At 36.8% G+C, this 21,628-nt stretch carries 20 protein-coding genes and 1 other annotated feature; of the genes, 1 reads left to right on the top strand and 19 read right to left on the bottom strand.

From position 1 onward, the window contains the following. Positions 1-110: 110 nt before the first annotated feature. The 5 genes from adhE to ACQKNI_RS24400 all read right to left on the bottom strand — a co-directional run bounded on the left by adhE (position 111) and on the right by ACQKNI_RS24400 (position 6,466). Positions 111-2,714: a bifunctional acetaldehyde-CoA/alcohol dehydrogenase gene (gene adhE / locus ACQKNI_RS24420; protein WP_088230643.1), complete on the bottom strand. Its 2,604-nt coding sequence runs from the start codon at positions 2,712-2,714 to the stop codon at positions 111-113. Positions 2,715-2,974: 260 nt separating this feature from the next. Beyond that, entirely contained in the window at positions 2,975-4,108 is a 1,134-nt protein-coding gene (locus tag ACQKNI_RS24415; RefSeq protein WP_088230644.1) for a bifunctional cystathionine gamma-lyase/homocysteine desulfhydrase, read from the bottom strand. A gap of 3 nt (positions 4,109-4,111) precedes the next feature. Next, positions 4,112-5,035, bottom strand: coding sequence for an O-acetylserine dependent cystathionine beta-synthase (locus tag ACQKNI_RS24410; RefSeq protein ID WP_088230645.1), 924 nt, complete (start codon positions 5,033-5,035; stop codon positions 4,112-4,114). Positions 5,036-5,117: 82 nt separating this feature from the next. After that, the gene (gene mtnN, locus ACQKNI_RS24405; protein ID WP_088230646.1) at positions 5,118-5,813 is read right to left on the bottom strand and encodes a 5'-methylthioadenosine/S-adenosylhomocysteine nucleosidase; all 696 of its coding nucleotides are present in this window, start codon (positions 5,811-5,813) and stop codon (positions 5,118-5,120) included. A 14-nt stretch (positions 5,814-5,827) separates the two neighbouring features. Then, on the bottom strand, positions 5,828-6,466 hold the full coding sequence (locus ACQKNI_RS24400) for a class I SAM-dependent DNA methyltransferase (RefSeq protein ID WP_088230647.1): 639 nt from the start codon (positions 6,464-6,466) through the stop codon (positions 5,828-5,830). Between the two features lie 136 nt (positions 6,467-6,602). On the opposite strand from ACQKNI_RS24400, the gene ACQKNI_RS24395 reads away from it, so the two are divergent. Next, entirely contained in the window at positions 6,603-6,818 is a 216-nt protein-coding gene (locus ACQKNI_RS24395; RefSeq protein ID WP_000010984.1) for a YrzA family protein, read from the top strand. A 35-nt stretch (positions 6,819-6,853) separates the two neighbouring features. On the opposite strand, the gene ACQKNI_RS24390 is transcribed toward ACQKNI_RS24395, so the two are convergent. The 14 genes from ACQKNI_RS24390 to ACQKNI_RS24325 form a co-directional block, all read right to left on the bottom strand. Beyond that, complete coding sequence (locus ACQKNI_RS24390) at positions 6,854-7,501, bottom strand: YrrS family protein (RefSeq protein ID WP_088230648.1); 648 nt, start codon at positions 7,499-7,501, stop codon at positions 6,854-6,856. A gap of 116 nt (positions 7,502-7,617) precedes the next feature. Continuing rightward, positions 7,618-9,372, bottom strand: coding sequence for a peptidoglycan D,D-transpeptidase FtsI family protein (locus ACQKNI_RS24385; protein WP_088230649.1), 1,755 nt, complete (start codon positions 9,370-9,372; stop codon positions 7,618-7,620). Between the two features lie 85 nt (positions 9,373-9,457). Beyond that, the gene (locus tag ACQKNI_RS24380; RefSeq protein ID WP_088230650.1) at positions 9,458-10,153 is read right to left on the bottom strand and encodes a hypothetical protein; all 696 of its coding nucleotides are present in this window, start codon (positions 10,151-10,153) and stop codon (positions 9,458-9,460) included. Between the two features lie 167 nt (positions 10,154-10,320). Continuing rightward, the gene (gene greA / locus ACQKNI_RS24375) at positions 10,321-10,797 is read right to left on the bottom strand and encodes a transcription elongation factor GreA (protein ID WP_000179964.1); all 477 of its coding nucleotides are present in this window, start codon (positions 10,795-10,797) and stop codon (positions 10,321-10,323) included. Positions 10,798-11,075: 278 nt separating this feature from the next. Then, on the bottom strand, positions 11,076-11,714 hold the full coding sequence (gene udk / locus ACQKNI_RS24370) for a uridine kinase (protein WP_000537082.1): 639 nt from the start codon (positions 11,712-11,714) through the stop codon (positions 11,076-11,078). Between the two features lie 17 nt (positions 11,715-11,731). Beyond that, a complete protein-coding gene (locus ACQKNI_RS24365; RefSeq protein ID WP_000217969.1) occupies positions 11,732-13,012 on the bottom strand; it encodes a peptidase U32 family protein in 1,281 nt (426 codons plus the stop codon). A gap of 18 nt (positions 13,013-13,030) precedes the next feature. Beyond that, entirely contained in the window at positions 13,031-13,960 is a 930-nt protein-coding gene (locus ACQKNI_RS24360) for a peptidase U32 family protein (RefSeq protein WP_088230651.1), read from the bottom strand. A 7-nt stretch (positions 13,961-13,967) separates the two neighbouring features. Then, complete coding sequence (locus ACQKNI_RS24355; RefSeq protein WP_088230652.1) at positions 13,968-14,609, bottom strand: O-methyltransferase; 642 nt, start codon at positions 14,607-14,609, stop codon at positions 13,968-13,970. 203 nt (positions 14,610-14,812) lie between these two features. Then, positions 14,813-15,883 carry an endolytic transglycosylase MltG gene (gene mltG / locus ACQKNI_RS24350; protein WP_088230653.1) on the bottom strand — a complete coding sequence of 357 codons (1,071 nt, stop codon included), beginning with the start codon at positions 15,881-15,883 and terminating at the stop codon, positions 14,813-14,815. A 373-nt stretch (positions 15,884-16,256) separates the two neighbouring features. Then, positions 16,257-16,535 (bottom strand): DUF1292 domain-containing protein, encoded by a 279-nt coding sequence (locus ACQKNI_RS24345; protein ID WP_098945906.1) that lies wholly within the window; start codon positions 16,533-16,535, stop codon positions 16,257-16,259. Between the two features lie 12 nt (positions 16,536-16,547). After that, a complete protein-coding gene (gene ruvX / locus ACQKNI_RS24340; RefSeq protein ID WP_001221197.1) occupies positions 16,548-16,961 on the bottom strand; it encodes a Holliday junction resolvase RuvX in 414 nt (137 codons plus the stop codon). A gap of 3 nt (positions 16,962-16,964) precedes the next feature. Then, on the bottom strand, positions 16,965-17,231 hold the full coding sequence (locus tag ACQKNI_RS24335) for an IreB family regulatory phosphoprotein (RefSeq protein WP_000348590.1): 267 nt from the start codon (positions 17,229-17,231) through the stop codon (positions 16,965-16,967). Between the two features lie 76 nt (positions 17,232-17,307). After that, on the bottom strand, positions 17,308-19,950 hold the full coding sequence (gene alaS, locus ACQKNI_RS24330) for an alanine--tRNA ligase (protein ID WP_088230654.1): 2,643 nt from the start codon (positions 19,948-19,950) through the stop codon (positions 17,308-17,310). Between the two features lie 40 nt (positions 19,951-19,990). Continuing rightward, positions 19,991-20,209 (bottom strand) — a binding site (T-box leader). A 327-nt stretch (positions 20,210-20,536) separates the two neighbouring features. Next, entirely contained in the window at positions 20,537-21,604 is a 1,068-nt protein-coding gene (locus ACQKNI_RS24325; protein ID WP_088230655.1) for an AI-2E family transporter, read from the bottom strand. Between the last annotated feature and the right edge of the window lie 24 nt (positions 21,605-21,628).

Genomic DNA, 21,628 nt, shown 5'->3' with positions numbered 1-21,628 from the left:
CATTTCACTGTATCATATTCTATTAAACTTAAAGACAAGTAAATACAGCCAGTGAGGGAGATGTTTTCCAAAAGAGAAAGAGTCGCTTCATTGCGACTCTTTCTTATCTATTACACACCTTTATACGCTTCCATATAAATTCCTTTCAGTTCTGAAATAAGCGGTAATTTTGGATTTGCCGTTGTACATTGATCCTCAAAAGCTCTTTCGGCTAATACTCCAACAAGCTCTTCAAATTGCTCTTGATCGACTCCTTGCCCTGCAATGCTCATATTAATATTCAGGCTTTTTCCAAGTGTAATAATTGCTTGGACGAGTGATTCTACACCTTCTGCCGCAGAACTTGCTGGAAGCCCAAGCATTCTCGCAATATGTGCATATCGTTCATCTGCTACAAAATGCTCATATTTCGGGAACAATGCGTGCTTTCTTGGCTTTATAGCATTATAGCGGACTACGTGAGGCATAAGAATTGCGTTCGCACGCCCATGTGGAATATGGAATTCTGGTCCAATTTTATGCGCTAAACTGTGATTAATACCTAAGAAAGCATTTGCAAATGCCATCCCTGCGATTGCGGAAGCATTATGCATTTTTTCTCGTGCTTCTTCATCATTTCCATCTTTATATGCTCTCGGTAAATATTTAAATACGAGATCAATTGCCTTTAATGCTAACCCATCTGTATAGTCATTTGCCAAAACAGAGACATACGCCTCGATTGCATGCGTTAATACGTCCATCCCAGTATCTGCTGTTACATGAGGTGGTACTGTCATTACAAATTGCGGGTCAACAATTGCTACATCTGGTGTTAATTCATAATCTGCGAGTGGATATTTTATATTATTTTTCTTATCTGTAATAACCGCAAATGGTGTCACTTCTGATCCTGTTCCCGATGTTGTTGGAATGGCAACAAATTGCGCTTTATTTCCTAAGTTCGGATATTTACATGTACGTTTTCTTATATCTAAAAACTTCTGTTTAATGCCATAGAATGTTGTTTCCGGATGCTCATAGAATAGCCACATGCCTTTTGCTGCATCCATTGCTGAACCACCACCAAGCGCGATAATTACATCAGGTTTGAAGCTTTTCATCATTTCCGCACCTTTAAACACAGTTTCATCTGATGGATCTGGTTCGACCTCAAAGAACACTTCAACTTTCACATCATTTGCATGTTTACGTAAATAGTGCGTCACTGTATCTACATATCCGTGTTCAACCATTCCTGAATCCGTTACAATAAATGCGCGGGAAATGTTCGGCATATTAGCTAAATATGCTGTAGCATGTTTTTCAAAATAAATTTTTGGTGGTAATTTGAACCACTGCATATTCTTTTTTCTATTCGCCAACCTTTTTATATTTAATAAATGCGTTGCTGTTACGTTTTTAGAAACTGAATTTTTCCCGTAGGAACCACAGCCAAGCGTAAGGGATGGAATAAATCCATTATATATATCTCCAATTCCACCTTGTGATGAAGGTGCATTTACAATGAGACGGCAAGCTTTCATACGTAACCCAAACTGTTTTGTCGCTTCTTTGTTTGTAGAATGAATGACTGCTGAATGGCCTAGACCACCAAGGTTCAACATGTCTTCGCAATATGTAAATCCTTCTTCTAATGAATTTGCTTTTACACAAGCTAATACTGGACTCAATTTTTCACGAGATAGTGGATATGCTGCTCCAATGCCTTGTATTTCAGCTACAAGCATTTTTGTATCTTCAGGTACAGTAATCCCTACTAATTCAGCAATATACTGTGCTGATTTCCCAACAATATCACTATTTACTGCACATGTATTTTCATTAATAACAAGTTTTTCTAATTTTTTTCTCTCTTCTTCTGTTACAAAGTAACAATTGTTTGCCATCATTTCTTTCTTAACATCATCATAAATTTCCTTATCGATAATGATTGCTTGTTCCGATGCACAAATCATACCGTTATCAAATGTCTTCGATAGAATCAAATCATTAACAGCTCGTTTTACATGTGCCGATTTCTCTATATAACATGGTACGTTCCCAGGACCAACGCCTAGTGCTGGTTTTCCGGTAGAATAAGCTGACTTCACCATACCAGCCCCTCCAGTTGCTAAAACAAGTGCAACACCTTCATGGTTCATTAATTGTTTTGTCGCTTCAACAGACGGTCTTTCAATCCATTGAATACAATGCTTTGGTGCACCAGCTTTCACCGCTGCATCGTATACTGTTTTTGCCGCTGCAATAGAACACTTTTGTGCGGAGGGATGAAATGCGAAAATAATTGGATTTCTCGTTTTTATCGCGATTAACGCTTTAAACATCGTTGTCGACGTTGGATTGGTAACTGGTGTTACTCCTGCAACGACACCGACAGGTTCCGCAATTTCTATTATTTCTTCATGAGGGTCTTCGTGAATAATTCCTACTGTTTTATCTTCTTTTATACTATGCCAAATATATTCGGTGGCAAAAATATTTTTAATACATTTGTCTTCATATACACCACGGCCCGTTTCTTCAACAGCCAACTTTGCTAGTGGCATATGTTGGTCAACACCTGCTAGTGCCATTTCATGAACAATGTTGTCAATTTGCTCTTGTGTAAAACTTTCTAATGCTTGTAAAGCTTTCCGACCGTTATTCACTAACGTATCAATCATCTCTTTTACTTCCTGCATTTCATTTACAACTTTCTCTTTGACTACCATGTAAATTTCCTCCTATTCTGCTATCTTGGACTAAATAAGACCCTATAGGTCATAATCAGTCCCGATTAGCGCAAAAAAAATAGAGTTGCTTTCCTACATGAACTTCATTGTTTGTGAAACTTTTCACAAGTTTGTTCGTGAGTAACACTTCATGAATTCAATATACATGAAATCATTTCATATGTGTATGTCTATTTTGTGAAAAATTTCACAAAATAGTATAAAAAAAATGCACTGCTCTATATTAGCAGTGCATTTTTTTATGCTAGCGCTTGTGCTAGATCTTCAATTAAATCTTCACCGTCTTCAATACCGACAGAAATACGAATTAATGTATCTGTAATTCCTAATTCTTTGCGGCGATCTGCTGGGATTGATGCATGCGTCATTTGAGATGGGATAGAAATTAAACTTTCTACTGCTCCTAAACTTTCAGCAAGTGTAAAGTATTGTAATTTCTCGAGTACTTTATTTAACGTTTCTTCACTATCTACATCAAATGAGATAATGGCACCAAATCCGTTTGCTTGTTCCGTTGCTAATTCATGGTTTTGATGTGACTCAAGACCTGGGTAATATACTTTATTTACTTTTGGATGGTTATTTAAAAACTCAGCAATTGCGCGTGAATTCGTTTCATGCTCTTCCATACGAATTCCTAATGTTTTTAAACCACGAAGTAGTAAGAAGCTATCTTGTGGGCCAAGAATGCCTCCTGTTGAGTTTTGTACAAAGTGAAGGTCTTCTGCTAATTGCGGGCTATTTACAACTACTAAACCTGCAACTACGTCGCTATGACCTCCTAAATATTTCGTTGCACTATGAAGTACAATGTCTGCTCCTAAAGAAATCGGCGACTGCCAATATGGCGTCATGAATGTATTGTCAATAATTGTTAATAAATCATTCTCTTTCGCAAGAGTGGATATTTTCTTAATATCAGTAATTTTCAGTAATGGGTTCGTTGGTGTTTCCACATAAATTGCTTTCGTATTTGGACGAATCGCTTCTACAACTTCCTCTAAGTTTGTTGTATCTACAAATGTATGTTCAATACCGAAGCGGTTTAGGACTTTCGTAATAACGCGGTATGTTCCGCCATACACATCATCTGTTAAAATGACATGATCTCCTTTTGAGAACAACATAATTGTCGCTGTAATAGCAGCCATTCCTGAACCAAATGCAAATCCAGCATGACCGTTTTCTAATACAGCAATCATCTCTTCTAAAGCTGCACGTGTTGGATTGCCTGTACGTGAATATTCATATCCTTGATGCTTACCAACTGCTTCTTGTTTATACGTACTTGTTTGATAAATCGGTACATTTACAGATCCAGTTGAAGGTTCTCCTATGCGAATACCATGAATTAACTTTGTCTTTGCTCTCATTTTTTATTCCCATCCTTTGTATATGTCTTTACTTAAATAGCGCTCACTACTATCCGGAAAAATCGTTACAATATTTGTACCTGGTTTTGCCTTTTCCGCCTCAAGTAAGCTTGCATGAAATGCTGCTCCTGAAGAGCTTCCAACGAGAAGACCTTCTTTTTGCGCTAATTCTTTCACACGTAAAAATGCATTTCGATCAGAAATTGTATGAATTTCATCAAAATACGATGTTTTTAAAAATGGCGGAATGAATTCAAGACCAATTCCTTCTGTTTCATGTGAACCCGCTTTACCACCATTTAAAATAGATCCTTCTGGTTCTACAATAACCGTTTTAATATCAATACTTTTCTCTTTTAAATAAGACGCAGTTCCCATAAACGTACCGCCAGTCCCTGCACCTGCAACAAATATGTTAATCTCTCCGTTAAGTGCATCCCAAAGTTCAGGACCTAGTGTTTTAAAATACGTACGAGGATTTGCTTCATTCGCAAATTGACTTGGAGAGTATGAATTCGGTATTTCGCTAACTAATTCTTTTGCCTTTGCAATTGCACCGGTCATTCCTTGCTCAGTCGGTGTATGCACGACCGTTGCACCTAATGCTTTCATTAATTCTTGTTTTTCAATACTAAATTTCTCTGGTACACAAACAATGACGCGTAAATCATGTTCTAACGCTGCAAGTGCCAGTCCAATACCAGTATTTCCAGCAGTCGGTTCAATAATTGTTCCACCCTGCGTAACAAGCCCTTTTTCTAGTGCATCTTCGATTAATTCTCTTCCTAAACGGTCCTTAACGCTTCCACCTGGGTTATAAAATTCAAGCTTTGCAAATAAACGGACTCCTTTCGGAAGTAAAAAACGAGTAATTTCTACAATTGGTGTATGACCAATTAACTCATGAACTCCACGATATACATTCATCGTGTTCTCCCCCTTATTTGCCAATAAAGAAAAGGCAACTGTATGTATTTTCTTTATATGAGACAGTTGCCTTTTTGTTACATTACTTTAACTCTTCTAGTACTTTTATAATAAAGTTTGTAGAATGAAGAGCTGCTTGATCTAAAAATTGATCAAATGAAACATTTGATTCTTTACCCGCAATATCAGAAAGTGCGCGAATGATAACAAACGGAACTTCATATTGGTGGCATACTTGTGCAACAGCTGCTGCTTCCATTTCTACTGCATAAAGATCTTCAAATTTATCACGAATGGCTGCAACGCGGTTCGGATCACTCATAAATGAATCGCCTGTTGCAATCATACCTTTTACAACTTGAATACTTTCTTCTGTTTGCATGCATTTTTCAGCTAATGCAACTAACGCTTCATCAGCTTTAAATCCAGGCGGCATTCCTGGTACTTGACCATACTCATAGTTAAATGCTGTTACATCTACGTCATGATGACGAACCTCAGTTGAAATAACGACATCTCCAACATTTAGAGAATGATGGAATCCACCAGCTGAACCAGTATTAATTACTTTTTCAGGCTTATATCTTTCTAATAAAATTGTCGTTGACATCGCTGCATTTACTTTACCAATACCAGACTTTAACAAGATTACTTCATGTCCTGCTAATTGTCCTTTCGTAAATTCACAACCCGCAACCGTTTCTGTTTCTGCTTGTTCTAATTTGTCACGTAAAATACGTACTTCTTCTTCCATTGCTCCAATTACAGCAATTCTCAATCTAATCCCTCTTTCTATTGCTTAGTTGCCTCCATTACCCAAACGAAATGATTTAATCTCGTAAACGTTACATGGAAGCCGTTGCTTTCAAAAATAGATTGCATGATAGGAATACGTGTGTAGTATTCTGTTTGCAAATCGTTTGCTAACTGGTGAAAACCTCTTTGTTTTGCTGTTTCAACAGTTTTATCATATGCATCTTGATCTGTAAATATCGTATCAGCAAACACTATTTTACCACCTTTGTTTAGTAATTGACTATACTTCGCAATCGCTACATTTTTTTCTTCATCTGTTAAATGATGAAATGCATAGGTGCTCACAATTGTATCAATTGAATTTGGGACTTCAAACGAAAGAAAATCACCTTCTGTAATGGAAAGCTCTTTTGGCAATTTCTCTTTAGCAATACTGCGCATTTCACGTGACGGTTCTATACCGTAAACTGTGCGGCCGGCAAGTAATAATTTATTTGTTAAATTGCCAGTACCAACGCCAAATTCTAATACATTACCAAATGACTTGTTAACTACATCCTCTAAAATGTCCTCATAACGGGCGAAAACTTCTTTATATTGTATATCTTCACCTTGTACGAATGAGTCGTACGTATGAGCCCACTCATCAAATAAACCATTAAATTCTGTACCCATAAAAATTCCCCTTTTTCTTATCGGTTTTATCAGTATGATATGCCCTCTTTCTAAAAATGTCAATTGAAATGCACATGGTATTTCCTTCTTTTCTTTGTTACACTATAGGGGATTACATAGGAGAGGGGTCGTCTTCGTGTCATTTACCTTTGAAATGTTAGAAGATAAAGTAGAATTTTTTGAAGCGGGAGACTTAGCTTCTTTAGAACGAAAAATTAGTGAACAAATCGATAATAATAAAGCACTTATGCTTGAAGTCCATCACATCTCACATCAAATGGTTATGGATCCCGAAAGCAAAAGACCGTATTATAGCGCAGTTGTTCATTTTAAATTAAAAAAATTACGCTAACTAAAAAAGAGAAGCTCCTAAGGAGCTTCTCTTTTTTAGTTTAGCGTTTGAACAAGTACTGGTTTCCAGCCCTCATTTTCTACCCAATCAATATTTACATAATATTTTTTACCTGATTGCTTATCTTGTACGTTGCCGTAAGCTTTATTCTTACCGTTATTTCCGATTCTATGAATAACTAATTGCTCTACCGGAACGTCAATTGCAGCTGAAATGGCTTGATTCATCTCATTCCAATCTGCTGTACCTTTTTTAAACGTCATCGCAGGTGTTGCACCTTGTTCTGTTCCTACTGGCTTCCAAGAAGATTTCGTATAAGCATCTGTTGCCTGTGGCTGTGTTTTTTCAGCTGGTACTTTTTCATTAGATTTAGCTTCTTCTTCTTCAGCTTTTTTCTTTTCTTCCTCAGCTTTTAGCTTCTCTTCTTCTTCTTTTTGTTTAGCTTCTGCTTGCTCTTTTTTCTTAGTAGATTCTTTATCTTCTGATTTTCCAGCCTTCTCATTCTTTGTTGTTTGTTGAGATACTTTCTTTTCAGTAGAAGATGCTTGCTCTTTCGTATTAGGAACAAACAATTGGTATGCTACAATAGCTACTAATAGTAACACAATAGCAATTGCAATATTTAAAACACCGTTTTGACGACGTTTTTGTTGTTTCTGTTGGAATCTAGATCCTCCTGCCATTCTTCAAACCTCCATGCAGTTTTTCATACTTGCTATTGTAACATTAAATCTAGAAAGGTTGAACATTTACAATAATATTTTCATGAAATGAAAACATTTTACTATAAATTGCAAGATTACTTTTCATTCTCTAATCGATAAATTGCTTCTACAACATCTTTAAAAACAGGTGTAACTTTATTTATATTGCTATCAGTTTCTATATCGACGACAACTAAAGCATATCTTGGATTTTCATATGGAAAATAACCCGCGAACCAGCGATTCACTTTCGTTCCTTTTCCTGTTTGCGCTGTCCCAGATTTTCCGGCGACACTTAATGGTAACGACCTGAATGCTGCTCCTGTTCCTTTTTCCGTTGTTACAACGCTTCTTAATAACTCTTGTAATGTTTTTACTGTTTCATACGAAAGCTGTTTTCCATTTAATGTATGGTTTTCAAATGTAAAAAAATCCGTTCCATTTTTGTACACTATTTTTTCAACAGCTTTCACTTCCATCGGTTCTCCATTTCTAGCAATCGTCGCCATCATATTTGCAATCGCTAAAGGTGATATACGTACATCTTTCTGTCCAATTGCTGTTTGTGCTACTGCTTTTTTACTATTCTTATTTACTTCACTCCCCCAAATAGTAGCACCCTTCTCCTCAGGTATTTGCTCAAAACGATCTGTATGAAATACCGAACCTTTCCACCCAATCTTTCCAGCGCCCCCTAAAGCCGCTACATAAGTTTCTAGCACCGTCCTATCCTTTTGTATTAGCTCATTACCTAACTCTGAAAACGTCCTATTACAGCTTCTAGCAAAGCTCTCTTTAAAACTAATTGTACCCATCATAACTTGCGGACGATTTTCACCATATAAATCTTTATCACAATTAAATGTACGGTTAAATACATTCACATTTTGATCAATCGCTGCCGCGGCAACTACTGTTTTAAAAACAGAGCCTGGAAAATGTGGTGTTAACATTTGATTTTCAAGTGTAGTCTTATATAAATTCTTATCTTTCATTTGTACAGATGGTTTGCTGACCATCGCCAAAATTTCATTCTTCTTTACATCAAGTAATACTAATCCCCCCTTCTTTATTTCACTTTCTTCAATTGCCTGTTCTGCTTTTTGCTGCAATTCTTTATGTAAAGTAGTCTGAATCGTAACTGGATAAAATGGATTTCCTGGTGAAGTATATTTCGCTTGTTTTCCAAAAATCGGTTCCCCTTGTCGATCCACTTGATACAATACCTTTACCTCTCCATCAGTCAATAGAAATTCATCAAATGATTGCTGTAATCCAGAAATACCGATTGGCGTTTGCTTTGAAATTTTTTTCACTTCTCCGTATCGCTTTTGAAATTCTTGTTCATTCTCTCCCACATCGCCAATTAAATGATTCATCGCTCCAGTTTTCTTTAATCGAACTTCGGCTGCTACAACACCTAATACATTTAATTGATTCACCTTTTCCATGTGCTCTTGTGTCAATCGAAATGGACCAGTTCCTCTTTGCAATACAAAGGCATTTTTCTTATCTTTCATTTGATTCTCGATCTCTTGTCTCGACAAACCAATGATATGCGCAATTTTCTCTAACATGCCATTTTTTATTTGTAAAAATGGAAAAATAATTAATACCGGATACTTTTCCTCATCTATTTCCTTACCGTTCTGATATATAAAACGCCCTCTTCCATCATCTATCGTAATAGATTGCGTCCGTTGCGTAACACTTTTTTCAATTAAATTAATCTTACGATCCGTAAATGATTCTGTATCTATAATTTGTATTTGAATTAAACGACAAAGTAATAACAACATGAAACATATAAAACAAATTAAAACAATTGTAATTCTCCGTTTTATTTCCATAAAAAACACCTCGTCTATTGTAGTTTAGACGAGGTACCATTTTATTTATACAAGCTACAAAACAAAAAACATATTACATAAGCTGTTATTGCTTCTTTGGCTGCTCTAGAAATTTCATAAGAAGCGATTTAAATTCTGTTTCATTCACTCCAGAGTTTTTGGCAGCTTCAATTACAGTAGTTGTCACGTTAGCCGCTACTTTTAAATATTCCTCACTTAAATTATTCATTTCACTTCTTTTTTCTTTAGCATTCTCGACTGTTACAGAATCAATACAAGCAATCATTTTATCTACAATTTGTAAGTAATTATTTTCTGCATCTATTATTTTTTGAATATCATCTTTATTACTTACTTTCGATTGTTTTAAATATGTGTATGCTTGATTCACTTCATCCTTTAAAATTTTATCATTATTCTTCGCCTGTTCTTGCAACATATTCTTCATATCATCTATTGTTTTTTGATCCATTGAATCTCGCAATAAATAATCTGGATTCCCAATCGCATAATCATACTTAATTGTTACATTTTGAAACATTTTCATCACAATAGCTAATTGATACGCTACGTCAAAATCATCAAATTCCTTTTTATCTTGTGGATTTTCTACGCTTTTTGAACTCTCAGTTGCTCTAGTATCCTTTTTTTCTTCTTGCTTTTTTTCTTCTTGCTTTATTTTTTCGCCCTTTGATGATGTAGTTTCCTCATTCGTTCCACATGCAACGAGCCCTAATATGGATATACTACAAACCAGTCCTGTAAAGATTTTATGTTTCATAATTAGCCCCTTTTCCCTATTAAAACCTATAGTTCTTAATTATGATATCAAAGCTGACAATATTTTTTTGACATTTCTTGTCGAATCATTCGAATGTTCATACAAGTTTTTCATTCTACAGATACAATAAAAATAAAAAAAGATTCTCCCGACGGGAGAATCTTTTTTTATTTTACAGAGATAATCTCTACTTGCATTTCTCCACCTGGAGTTTGAATTGCTACCTTCTCACCAATTTGCTTACCTAATAAGCTTTTAGCGATTGGAGAATCGTTAGAAATTCTTCCTTCAAATGGATCAGCTTCTGCGCTACCTACGATTGTGTAAGATTCTTCATCTCCACCTGGTAACTCTTTAAATGTTACTGTTTTACCTAATGTAACAACAGTAGATTCTTCACCGTTATCTGTGATGATAACTGCGTTACGAATCATGTTTTCTAATTGTGTAATACGTCCTTCTACGAACGCTTGCTCATCTTTCGCTGCATCGTACTCAGAGTTCTCAGAAAGATCTCCGAAGCTACGTGCAATCTTAATGCGCTCTACAACTTCTTTACGTTTTACCGTTTTTAAATCCTCAAGTTCGTTCTCTAGCTTTTGCTTACCCTCTTGCGTCATAGGGTATGTTTTTTCTGTTGCCATATTTTCCACTCCTTTTATATACCAATCCCCCGAAAAAAAGAGGAGTTCCATATGAAAACTCCCCCGCTTATATGTAGAGCGGAGGTTTCTAGCACGCGTGCACTAGCGGAGTTGTCACATACAACCCCGTATTTCCAATTCTTCTTTATATAAAGAAGATATGTATGGAAAGTTGATATAAATATGCCCTCACCTATATATAGATGAGGTTGCATGTTTCATTGTATTCGATAGGAAGGGAAAAAATCCCTTCCTATCGTATATCTTTTACTATGCTATTACAAATTTACTTTTTGTTCAAGAATTGTTGCAATTTTTGTCACCATAATATCAATTGCAACGTGGTTTTGTCCACCTTCAGGGATAATAATATCCGCAAATTTCTTAGAAGGCTCAATAAATTGATTGTGCATTGGACGTACAACACTTACGTATTGATCAATAACTGAATCCATTGTACGACCACGCTCTTTAATATCGCGCTGCATGCGACGCAGGATACGAAGGTCCGCATCTGTATCAACAAATAGCTTAATGTCCATTAACTCACAAAGACGTGGGTCTTCTAAAATAAGAATTCCTTCTAAAATGATTACATCTTTCGGTTCAACTGGAATAACTTCTTCTGAACGCGTATGCAATGTATAGTCATATACAGGCTTATCAATTTGCTCATATGCAAGCAACTGCTGCAAATGTTCAATTAACAAATCATTATCAAACGCAAGCGGATGATCATAATTTGTTTTTAAACGCTCTTCCATTGGTAAATGGCTTTGATCTTTGTAATAATAATCTTGCTCTAAGATTAAAATAGAATGACCTTTAAAATGGTCAAAAATCGCTTTCGTTACACTCGTTTTACCTGATCCTGAACCACCAGCAATTCCAATTACAACAGGCTTATTCGTCCCCATTCGACTATCACTCTTTCTTATTGAAGTATGCTTTTGCGCATCATATTATTCACATACACTGGTTGATCCACTTTGAATTTCACGATTTGCAACGGATGTCTCGCTGCATCTAATTCGTTTCCATCCTCATCCCAAATTTTCTCCACCGTCTGCGTAAAGTTTTCTATTTCCGGTCCAAAGAACTCCACTTCATGTCCTGGTTTGAAATGATTACGTTGCTCAATCGTTACGATGCCCGTTTCTTCATTATAATCTAACACTAAACCAGCAAAATCATACGTTGTTTTCTTGCTATGATTTCCAAACATTTGCTCTTGATGCCCTGGAACCCCTTCAAAGAATGCAGGAGCTGTATCACGATTTGCACATTTATCAAGCTCATCTAACCATTCTTGTTTAAACTCAAAGTTATCTGGATCCGCACAATACGCATCAATTACTTTGCGATATACAGTTGCTACAGTCGCTACGTAATGGATTGATTTCATACGTCCTTCAACCTTTAAGCTATCAATTCCAATTTCAATCATTTTCGGAATCGATAAGATTAAATTTAAATCTTTTGGACTCATCGCAAAGTGAGCATCTTCTTCTTGGAATAGAGGAAGCTCTTTTGCATCTTTATGTTGTGATACTGTTTGAACTAAATCGTAGTCCCAGCGACAAGACTGACAACAACCACCACGGTTAGAGTCACGTGCTGTCATATGGTTACTTAATGTACATCTTCCAGAATATGCGATACACATTGCACCATGGACGAATGCTTCAATTTCAATATCCACTTTTTCTTTAATTTCTTTCATCTCTTCATAGCTCGCTTCACGAGCTAATACAAGACGATGTAAACCTTCTTCTTTCCAATACTGTGCTGCTTTCCAGTTGGATAGTGATTGTTGTGTACTTAAATGCACCTCAACAGAAGGTGCTACACGTTTGCACGTCTCAATAATAAGCGGATCAGCAACGATAATTCCCGTTACGCCAGCTTTTTCAATCCCTTTTAAATATTCCTCTAGCCCGTCCATATTTTCATTATGCGCAAAGATATTTGTCGTTACGTATATTTTTGCTCCATATTTCTTTGCAAATTCAACGCCTTCTGCCATTTCTTCCAGCGTAAAGTTACCTGCATTCGAACGAAGACCAAATTCTTGTCCACCTAAATATACAGCATCTGCCCCGTAATGGATAGCTACTTTTAATTTTTCTAAGTTACCCGCAGGGATTAACAGTTCAGGTTTCTTCACAATAACGCGTTTGCCATCGATCACTCGTGAAATTTCTTGTACAGTCATGTCCTACACCCTCCTCGTTTAGTAAACCGTTTCTTTAAAGAAGAATCCTGTATCTAACGGACGATTTACTGGTTGCATTTCTTCTATCTCTTTATATAAATCGTCTTTCACGTCATAATACGCATCACGATCTTCTACACATAAATCAATTGCTTTACGATATTTTTTCGTTACTTCGATAATGTACTCAGAACTTTTTAATACACCATCAATTTTTAAGCTATCTACTTCACCATCGATTAGTTCCTCTAATTCATCGATGAAACAAATATCATTTGGGCTCATAATATGAGTACCATTTTCATCTTCATAAATTGGATATTTATTGTTACGCTCTGGATCATATAAGAACATATTCTCTTCATATTTTTTCTTTTCAATGTCAAGATTACGTCCTTGATACTCAAAGTAGTTTCCTACTAGCGAACGCTTCGATTGGAACATGCAAGTCATACCGTGAATTTGGACTTCAAGCTCCACTTCAGCATTTTCTTTTAATTCAACAATTTCATCTAGGCTAAGCTCGCGAGCTAATACAGCGCGTTTTGCTCCTCTTTGTCCCCAGTAGTTACAAGTAAACCAGTTTGTTGCTGTTGTTTCTGTATTCCAGTGCAACTGCATATTTGGCGCTACTTCGCGAACAGCCATTAATACCGCTGGATCTCCGAAAACAATTGCATCTACATTTACTTCGTTTAAAAATGCAACATAATCTGTTAACTCTTCTACTTTATCGTTATGGAACATAGCATTCATTGCCACATATACTTTCACACCATTTTCATGTGCAATATGAACAGCTTGTTTTACATCTTCACGTGAAAATTCCCCTGCTAAACGTAAACCAAACTTTTGCTCACCGATCATTACCGCATCTGCTCCTGCTTTCGCAAGAGGTTCGATATCCGCCACTGTTTTTGGCGTTACTAACAATTCAGGTTTCTTCATACCTTTGTCACCCTCTCTTTTTACTAACAGCTACCCCATCACCAATTGGGAAAATCGTTGTATCATATCCTTCATGGTTCATAAGCCATTCATTGTACGTCTTAATACGACGGATTAAACCACGTGTACGTCTGTTTTCAATCTTCTCTTTAGTCGTTACAAGGCCATGGTACATAACATTATCTGAAATAATAACGCCACCAGGATTTAGTAACGGTTCGTATAAATCAAAAAAGCGACGGTATTGCCCTTTCGCTGCATCAATAAAAATAACATCAAATGTTCCATGTTCTTGCACTTGTTCGCCCGTTTCTAACGCATCGCCGTAAATAACAGAAATGCGATCTGTTACTGGGGAACGTTCTATATATTCAAGTGCCTTTTCATATCGTTCACGATTGCGCTCTACTGTCACAATACGTGAATTTGGAATAGCTTCCATCATACGAATACTAGAATAACCGATTGCTGTTCCAAGTTCTAAAATGCTTTTCGGTCCAATTAAACGTAAAAATTGCAGCATAAATTCCATTCCAAGTCGATCCATAATCGGCACATGGTTTTCTGTTGCATATTCTTCCATTTCAAGAATTAATTTATCTTTTGGATCAATAAATGATAATAGGTACTCGTTAACTGCATCCTCCATAAATGGTCCTCCTTATTTACATGGAGAAGTGCCTCTATGACGTCTTTTCACACATAGAATGCAATAAAAATACAAGCCAGCTTTACCTTTAGCTTGTACGTCCCGTTTTGATATTAAAAACGATTCTTCTGCCAGTTTTTAACCCGATATATTTTACCACAAAAAAGAGGGATGTGCGACACTTTTCGCGATCCCTCCCCATTTCACTGTTTTTTCGTAATATATTTTTGCTTTAATGCATTATGCTCTTCTAACGTTTTCGCATAGTACACTTCACCACTTGGTGCAGCTAAGAAATAATAATAATCTGTTTGCGCAGGCTCTAACGCCGCTTCTATTGAATTTTTACCAGAGTTTGCAATTGGTCCAATTGGTAATCCTTTTACAACATACGTATTGTACGGTGAATTCACCTTTAAATCTTCGTATAATACACGTTGCTTATGCTTTCCAAGCGCGTATAATACCGTTGGATCCGTTTGAAGCGGCATACCTTTTGCTAAACGATTATAGAAAACGCTAGAGATCTTTTGGCGATCTGTAAAGCCTGTTGCCTCTTCTTCAATAAGTGAAGACAATGTTAAAAGCTGATGAACATCCCAGTTCTTCGCTTTCATTTTCGCCTCGTTCTGGACGATAATCGCATTTGTCTTCTCCAGCATCGGAGTCACAATCTCTTCTAATGTCGTATCCTTCTTATAGAACGAATACGTCGCAGGATATAAATACCCTTCTAACGGATATTTAATATTGCTATCAAAAATTTTATCCGTTAATAACTTCGGATACTTTTGCTGCATTTTTTGAACGAATGCTTTATCGTTTAATTGACGCACAACATCATCTTTATTCCACTTTAATTCTGTCGCAATCACTTCTGCTATTTCAGTTACTTGCGCTCCTTCTTTAATCGTCAGTTTATAAAGAGCTGGACGATGTACGTTGCCCGATGACATTTGTTCAATGACATCTTTAGCACTCATTGAAGGATTCAACAAATATGTACCAGCTTGTAAATTTTTTGATTTAGCCTTTGTATAAAAACTAAAAACTGTACCGTTTTTCACAGCACCTTTTTCTTCTAAAATCTCACCAATTTTACTAGTAGATGATCCTTTTGGGATTTCTACTTCAATTTCTTTTTTATTCCCGCTATCAACTGGTCCTAATGCAGATGAAATATACGCATAGACTGAACCAAAAACTAAAAGCAGTGCAATAATCGAAAATAAAAAAATGCGTCTACGCTTCTTTTTCACTTGATTCTCTATCAAAACTCTTCCTCCTTATTCAATTGTAGGCCATATGTACATATTTCTATACAACGCGATGGAAAAACATAGCAAACTTACCTATCGTTTTTTGATAGACACCTTATTTTTGTACAATCCGTCTCATTATACTACAAAGGATTACACAGTTTCGACAAAAAATCTTTCATTCTACATATAAAGTGAAACTTTAATCAGTGGGGATTTTATTCGACTCCCACTGATTATTAGCCTTCACCAATCGGGCGTTTACGGGCAGGGCAGCCCGCCTAACTTCTTTGCTTTCGCTAAATTTTGAGGTGCGGGGTCTTACTGTCCGGCAAATAGCGGGATAAAAAAAAGATGGACTGTATATCGTCCATCTTCTCAGCGGTTATTATTCTGCGTCTTGCTCATCAGCAAGAGTGTTGAACATTTCTTGTACCATTTCCCACTCTTCTTCAGATTCGATTGGAAGTAAAGTTCCGCCCTCTTCTTCGTTTTGCTCATAAGCCATTGCATCATAAATTTGGTCTCCATCTTCGTCTACTTCACCGATTGGAGAGAAGACTACGTATGATTTTTTGCCAAATTTTTCAGCATCAAAAGTGAAAATAATTTCACATAAATGTTCGTTACCTTTTTCGTCTACAATTGTAATTTGATTTTCTTCCATTTTGGTCACCTCTTATTTACTATCTAAAAACCCTTGTAAGATTACGACTGCAGCCATCTTATCGATGACTTGCTTTCTCTTCTTACGACTTACATCAGCTGAAATGAGTAGACGTTCCGCTGCCATCGTCGACAAACGCTCGTCCCACATTACAACGTCTAATTGTAACAGCTCTCGTAGGTTTTCTGCAAATTGCTGGCAAGCTTCACCACGTGGGCCAATTGTACCATTCATATTTTTAGGTAAACCTACTACTATTTTGTCCACATCATACTGTTTTACTAACTCAGAAATACGGTCAAAACCAAATTGACCTCGTTCTTCGTTAATCTTAATTGTTTCTAGTCCTTGCGCTGTCCAGCCCATTTCGTCACTAATCGCAACTCCGACTGTTTTTGTACCTACATCTAAACCTAATATCCGCATAAACTACTCCTCACGATGATGTTTCAAGTAAGACTTCACAAGCTCTTCGATTAACTCATCACGTTCAAGCTTGCGAATGATGCTTCGTGCATCTTTATGGCGAGGTATGTATGCTGGGTCTCCACTTAATAAATAACCAACGATTTGGTTAATCGGATTATAGCCTTTTTCTTGAAGTGCATCATACACAGTTAAAAGTACATCATTTACATGGACACTCTGTTTTTCATCTTGAATGCTAAACTTCATTGTTTTATCAAAACCGTCCATTTCAAGCACCTCACTTATATAGTAAGTATAGGGAGAAGAACTTCTCCTCTCCCTACCATTGTACACTACTATCTCTTTATTTTGAAACAGATTTAACGTACTCTTGTACAAATGCTAAAGCTTCTTCAACTTGAGCTGGGTTTTTACCGCCTGCTTGTGCCATATCAGGACGGCCACCACCGCCACCGCCGCAACGAGAAGCTACTTCTTTCACAAGTTTACCAGCATGGTAACCTTGACTAATCAAGTCTTTTGTTACACCTGCTAGAATGTTTACTTTATCATCATTTACAGAAGCTAATACGACAACTGCTGACTCTAATTTATTTTTCAGGTCATCCATCATCGTACGCAAGTTGTTCATATCTGCAACGTTTACTTTCGCCGCTAATACTTTCACGCCATCAACTGTCATTACAGAATCAGTTAAGTTTCCAGCTTCGATATTGCTTAATTTCGCAGCAAGAGATTCGTTTTCTTTTTGCAGTTGTTTCACTTCAGCAAATAGACCATCCACTCTTGTTAAAATATCTTTCGGATTTGTTTTCATTTTTCCAGCTGCTTCTTTTAATAAGCCTACTTGATCGTTCATTAATTCGTATGCAGACTTACCAGTTACCGCCTCAATACGACGAGTTCCTGCACCGATACCAGACTCAGCAACGATTTTGAAAATACCAATAGAAGCTGTGTTATCAACGTGACAACCACCGCAAAGCTCTAAGCTGTAATCGCCAACTTGTACAACGCGTACAACATCACCGTATTTTTCACCGAATAATGCCATTGCGCCCATTTCTTTCGCTTCTTCAATCGCTTTTTGAGAAATCTCAACATCAATACTTTCCCAAATTTTCTCGTTTACAATACGCTCAATTTTTTCTAATTCGTCAGCTTGTACTTGACCGAAGTGAGAGAAGTCAAAACGTAGACGTTCAGAAGTTACAAGAGAACCCGCTTGGTTAACGTGCATTCCAAGTACATCTTTTAATGCTTGGTGTAGTAAGTGAGTTGCTGTATGGTTTTTCACAACGTTACTACGGTTCTTTGTATCAATAAGAGCTTTCACAGCCGCGTCTTTCGTTAATGTACCTTCTTCCACAACAACTTTGTGTAAGTTTTGGCCGTTTGGTGCTTTTTGTACGTCTTTTACAAGCACTTTTACGCCATCTGCAAGAAGGTAACCACGGTCTGCAATTTGTCCACCGCTCTCAGCGTAGAATGGTGTTACATCAAGCATTAATTGTCCTTCTTCACCTGCTTGTAGACTGTCTGTGTATTCACCGTTTTTCACAAGTGCAACAACATTACTTTCTGTTGCAACTGTACCGTAACCAACGAATTCACTTCCTACTTTAACTTCTCCAAGGACACCGCCTTGAACTTGCATAGAATCAACGTCTTGACGAGCAGCACGTGCGCGCTCACGTTGTTTTTCCATTTCACTTTCAAAACCTGCTTGATCAACTGTCATACCAGCTTCTTCTGCATATTCTTCTGTTAATTCAATAGGGAATCCGTATGTGTCATATAGACGGAACGCATCTACTCCAGAAATAACAGTTGTTTTTTCTTCTTTTGCTTTTGCGATTACTTCAGCTAAAATTGCTTCACCATCATGAAGTGTTTCATGGAAACGCTCTTCTTCGTTTTTCACAACTCTTGCGATGAAATCTTTCTTCTCAAGTACTTCTGGATAGAAGTCTTTCATTACTTCTCCAACAACCGGTACTAATTCAAACATAAATGGACGGTTGATGTTTAATTTCTTCGAGTAACGAACAGCGCGGCGTAATAAACGACGTAATACATAACCACGGCCTTCGTTAGATGGAAGAGCACCATCACCAACAGCGAATGTTACAGTACGGATATGGTCAGCAATTACTTTAAATGCCATATCTTTTTCTAAGTCGCCATTACGATATTTCTCACCAGAAATTGACTCTGTTGCGCCAATCATCGGCATAAATAGATCTGTATCAAAGTTTGTAGGCACATCTTGAACGATAGATGTCATACGCTCTAGACCCATCCCTGTATCGATGTTTTTCTTAGGAAGTGGTGTATATGAACCGTCTGGATTATGGTTAAATTGAGAGAATACAAGGTTCCATACTTCTAAGTAACGCTCATTTTCTCCGCCAGGATATAATTCTGGGTCACTAAAATCATTACCGTAAGCTTCTCCACGGTCATAGAAAATCTCTGTATTCGGTCCACTTGGTCCTTCACCGATATCCCAGAAGTTTTCTTCTAAGCGGATAATACGCTCTTTCGGAACACCCATTTTCTCATTCCAAATTGTGAATGCTTCATCATCTTCTGGATGGATTGTAACTGATAGTAATTCCTTATCGAATCCGATCCATTTGTCGCTCGTTAAGAATTCCCAAGCCCAAGTAATTGCTTCTTCTTTAAAGTAATCACCGATTGAGAAGTTTCCTAACATTTCAAAGAATGTATGGTGACGAGCTGTTTTCCCTACGTTTTCAATATCGTTTGTACGAATTGATTTTTGAGCATTTGTAATACGTGGATTTTGCGGGATTACGCGTCCATCAAAATATTTTTTCAATGTTGCTACACCACTGTTAATCCAAAGAAGAGATGGATCTTCGTGTGGAACTAGTGATGCACTAGGTTCTACTGCATGTCCTTTTTCTTGGAAAAAGTCTAAAAACATTTGACGAATTTGAGCGCCTGTTAGTTGTTTCATTGTATTTTCCTCCTTAAATATAAAAAACTCCCGCCCCTATAAAAGGGACGAGAGTTAACTCGCGATACCACCCTAATTATGAATTGATTACGATACGAATCAAATCATCACCTCATGGTGCCGTAACGTGGCAAAACGGCAGTGATTAGCTGCTCTCAGGATTAGCTTTCTGTTACCCTTCATTTAAAGCTTCTTTCAGCCAGTGGAAGCTTCTCTCTATAAATGGACTGTAACGTACTTGTTCCGTCATTGATTTAATGTATTATATGACTAAATATAATTGAATTCTCTTAAGTTTGTCAATGTAGATAATCATTTATATTGTATTAATTACTTATTAATCATAGTTATTTTACTATCCATTCTTAACGGCCTTCTCATATATTATGCATCGTATCAATAAATGTGAATATGAAATTTTTATTATTAATAATAAAAGGAGAGGTTACAATGACAACCTTATTGAACAAAGCTAAAAACGTATTCAAACGAATGATGTGAGCTCACTCATTCAAAAAATATACGAACAGCTCCCTAAATAAATATATAATTAGCCCTCTATTCCATACATAGAGGGCTTTCATATTTAAACATCTTCTCTTTTCCAAAGAGGTCTCACATGCACAATAACTGTACGAATAACAGCTAAAATTGGAACTGATACTAGCAAGCCAACAATCCCCGCAACTTCTCCCCCAACTAGTAATGCAAGCATAATAATAACAGGGTGCATACGAAGTGATTTACCGACGATGTAAGGAGATAAAATGTTACTTTCCAAAAACTGCAAAATAGCAATCGTAATCCCCGCCTTAATGAGTAAGCTCGTCGATACCGTTGCCGCGATCATCAACGTCGGAATCGCCCCTAAAATAGGGCCAAAGTACGGGATTATATCGGTTATCCCGATGATGATGCCAAGTAATAGTGGATATTTCATACCGATAAACCAAAAAGAAAGAACAGATACTCCCCCTAATACTAAACAAACAAATAACTGACCTCGAATATAACTTCCGAGTGACTTATCAATTTCTTTCGCAAGCATTTGGCCGGTACTACGCCATTTACTCGGGACTAATTTCCAAAATATATGATAAAACTCACCATAATCTTTTAATATGTAAAATACAATGAACGGTATTAAGAAGATAATGAGCAACGAATCAAGTACACCACGAGCTGTACTCATTACTTTATTTAAAAGTGCTTGAATCTTCGTTTCTACACCACCAAAAATTTGTTTCACCTTTTCATGAATAAACGATGGGAAATTTGCGGTTTGTTCTGTAACCCCATCCATCCAAGAATCGTACATTTTTGTAAACTGCGGAAATTGTTCATTAATCTCTTGTAACTGCTTAATCACAACTGGCGTTCCTTTATAAATTCCATACCCAATCCCGCCAAAGAACAGGATGTAAATGAGCAAAATAGCAAGCGTGCGAGGCATTCCCTCTTTATGAATCTTTTCAATTAAAGGGTGCAATAAATATGCAATAAAACACGCAATAAGAAACGGTGTAATCGCCACTTTAAATACAAAAATGATCGGCGCCCATAGCGGTTTAATTTTTAAGAAGACAAGCAAACAAAGAAAAACGAGTAACAATAATCCTAAACGATATATCCAAATGATTTTAAGATTCTTCACACGAAAAACCTCCTCCACCTTTAT

It is taken from the genome of Bacillus sp. NPDC094064 (genome assembly GCF_050279585.1).
In the GTDB taxonomy this organism is placed as follows: Bacteria; Bacillota; Bacilli; order Bacillales; family Bacillaceae_G; genus Bacillus_A.
This window is presented reverse-complemented; position numbering and strand designations above follow the sequence as displayed.

What these genes read in the sequence shown, in the direction of transcription:
- alaS (WP_088230654.1), bottom strand. Translation starts at nt 19,950, where the DNA reads ATGAAACAACTAACAGGCGCTCAAATTCGTCAAATGTTTTTAGACTTT.
- ACQKNI_RS24390 (WP_088230648.1), bottom strand. Translation starts at nt 7,501, where the DNA reads ATGGCAGGAGGATCTAGATTCCAACAGAAACAACAAAAACGTCGTCAA.
- ACQKNI_RS24335 (WP_000348590.1), bottom strand. Translation starts at nt 17,231, where the DNA reads ATGGACGGTTTTGATAAAACAATGAAGTTTAGCATTCAAGATGAAAAA.
- ruvX (WP_001221197.1), bottom strand. Translation starts at nt 16,961, where the DNA reads ATGCGGATATTAGGTTTAGATGTAGGTACAAAAACAGTCGGAGTTGCG.
- udk (WP_000537082.1), bottom strand. Translation starts at nt 11,714, where the DNA reads ATGGGGACGAATAAGCCTGTTGTAATTGGAATTGCTGGTGGTTCAGGA.
- greA (WP_000179964.1), bottom strand. Translation starts at nt 10,797, where the DNA reads ATGGCAACAGAAAAAACATACCCTATGACGCAAGAGGGTAAGCAAAAG.
- ACQKNI_RS24385 (WP_088230649.1), bottom strand. Translation starts at nt 9,372, where the DNA reads ATGGAAATAAAACGGAGAATTACAATTGTTTTAATTTGTTTTATATGT.
- ACQKNI_RS24355 (WP_088230652.1), bottom strand. Translation starts at nt 14,609, where the DNA reads ATGGAGGATGCAGTTAACGAGTACCTATTATCATTTATTGATCCAAAA.
- ACQKNI_RS24410 (WP_088230645.1), bottom strand. Translation starts at nt 5,035, where the DNA reads ATGAATGTATATCGTGGAGTTCATGAGTTAATTGGTCATACACCAATT.
- ACQKNI_RS24400 (WP_088230647.1), bottom strand. Translation starts at nt 6,466, where the DNA reads ATGGGTACAGAATTTAATGGTTTATTTGATGAGTGGGCTCATACGTAC.
- ACQKNI_RS24365 (WP_000217969.1), bottom strand. Translation starts at nt 13,012, where the DNA reads ATGACTGTACAAGAAATTTCACGAGTGATCGATGGCAAACGCGTTATT.
- ACQKNI_RS24360 (WP_088230651.1), bottom strand. Translation starts at nt 13,960, where the DNA reads ATGAAGAAACCTGAATTGTTAGTAACGCCAAAAACAGTGGCGGATATC.
- adhE (WP_088230643.1), bottom strand. Translation starts at nt 2,714, where the DNA reads ATGGTAGTCAAAGAGAAAGTTGTAAATGAAATGCAGGAAGTAAAAGAG.
- ACQKNI_RS24345 (WP_098945906.1), bottom strand. Translation starts at nt 16,535, where the DNA reads ATGGAAGAAAATCAAATTACAATTGTAGACGAAAAAGGTAACGAACAT.
- ACQKNI_RS24415 (WP_088230644.1), bottom strand. Translation starts at nt 4,108, where the DNA reads ATGAGAGCAAAGACAAAGTTAATTCATGGTATTCGCATAGGAGAACCT.
- ACQKNI_RS24380 (WP_088230650.1), bottom strand. Translation starts at nt 10,153, where the DNA reads ATGAAACATAAAATCTTTACAGGACTGGTTTGTAGTATATCCATATTA.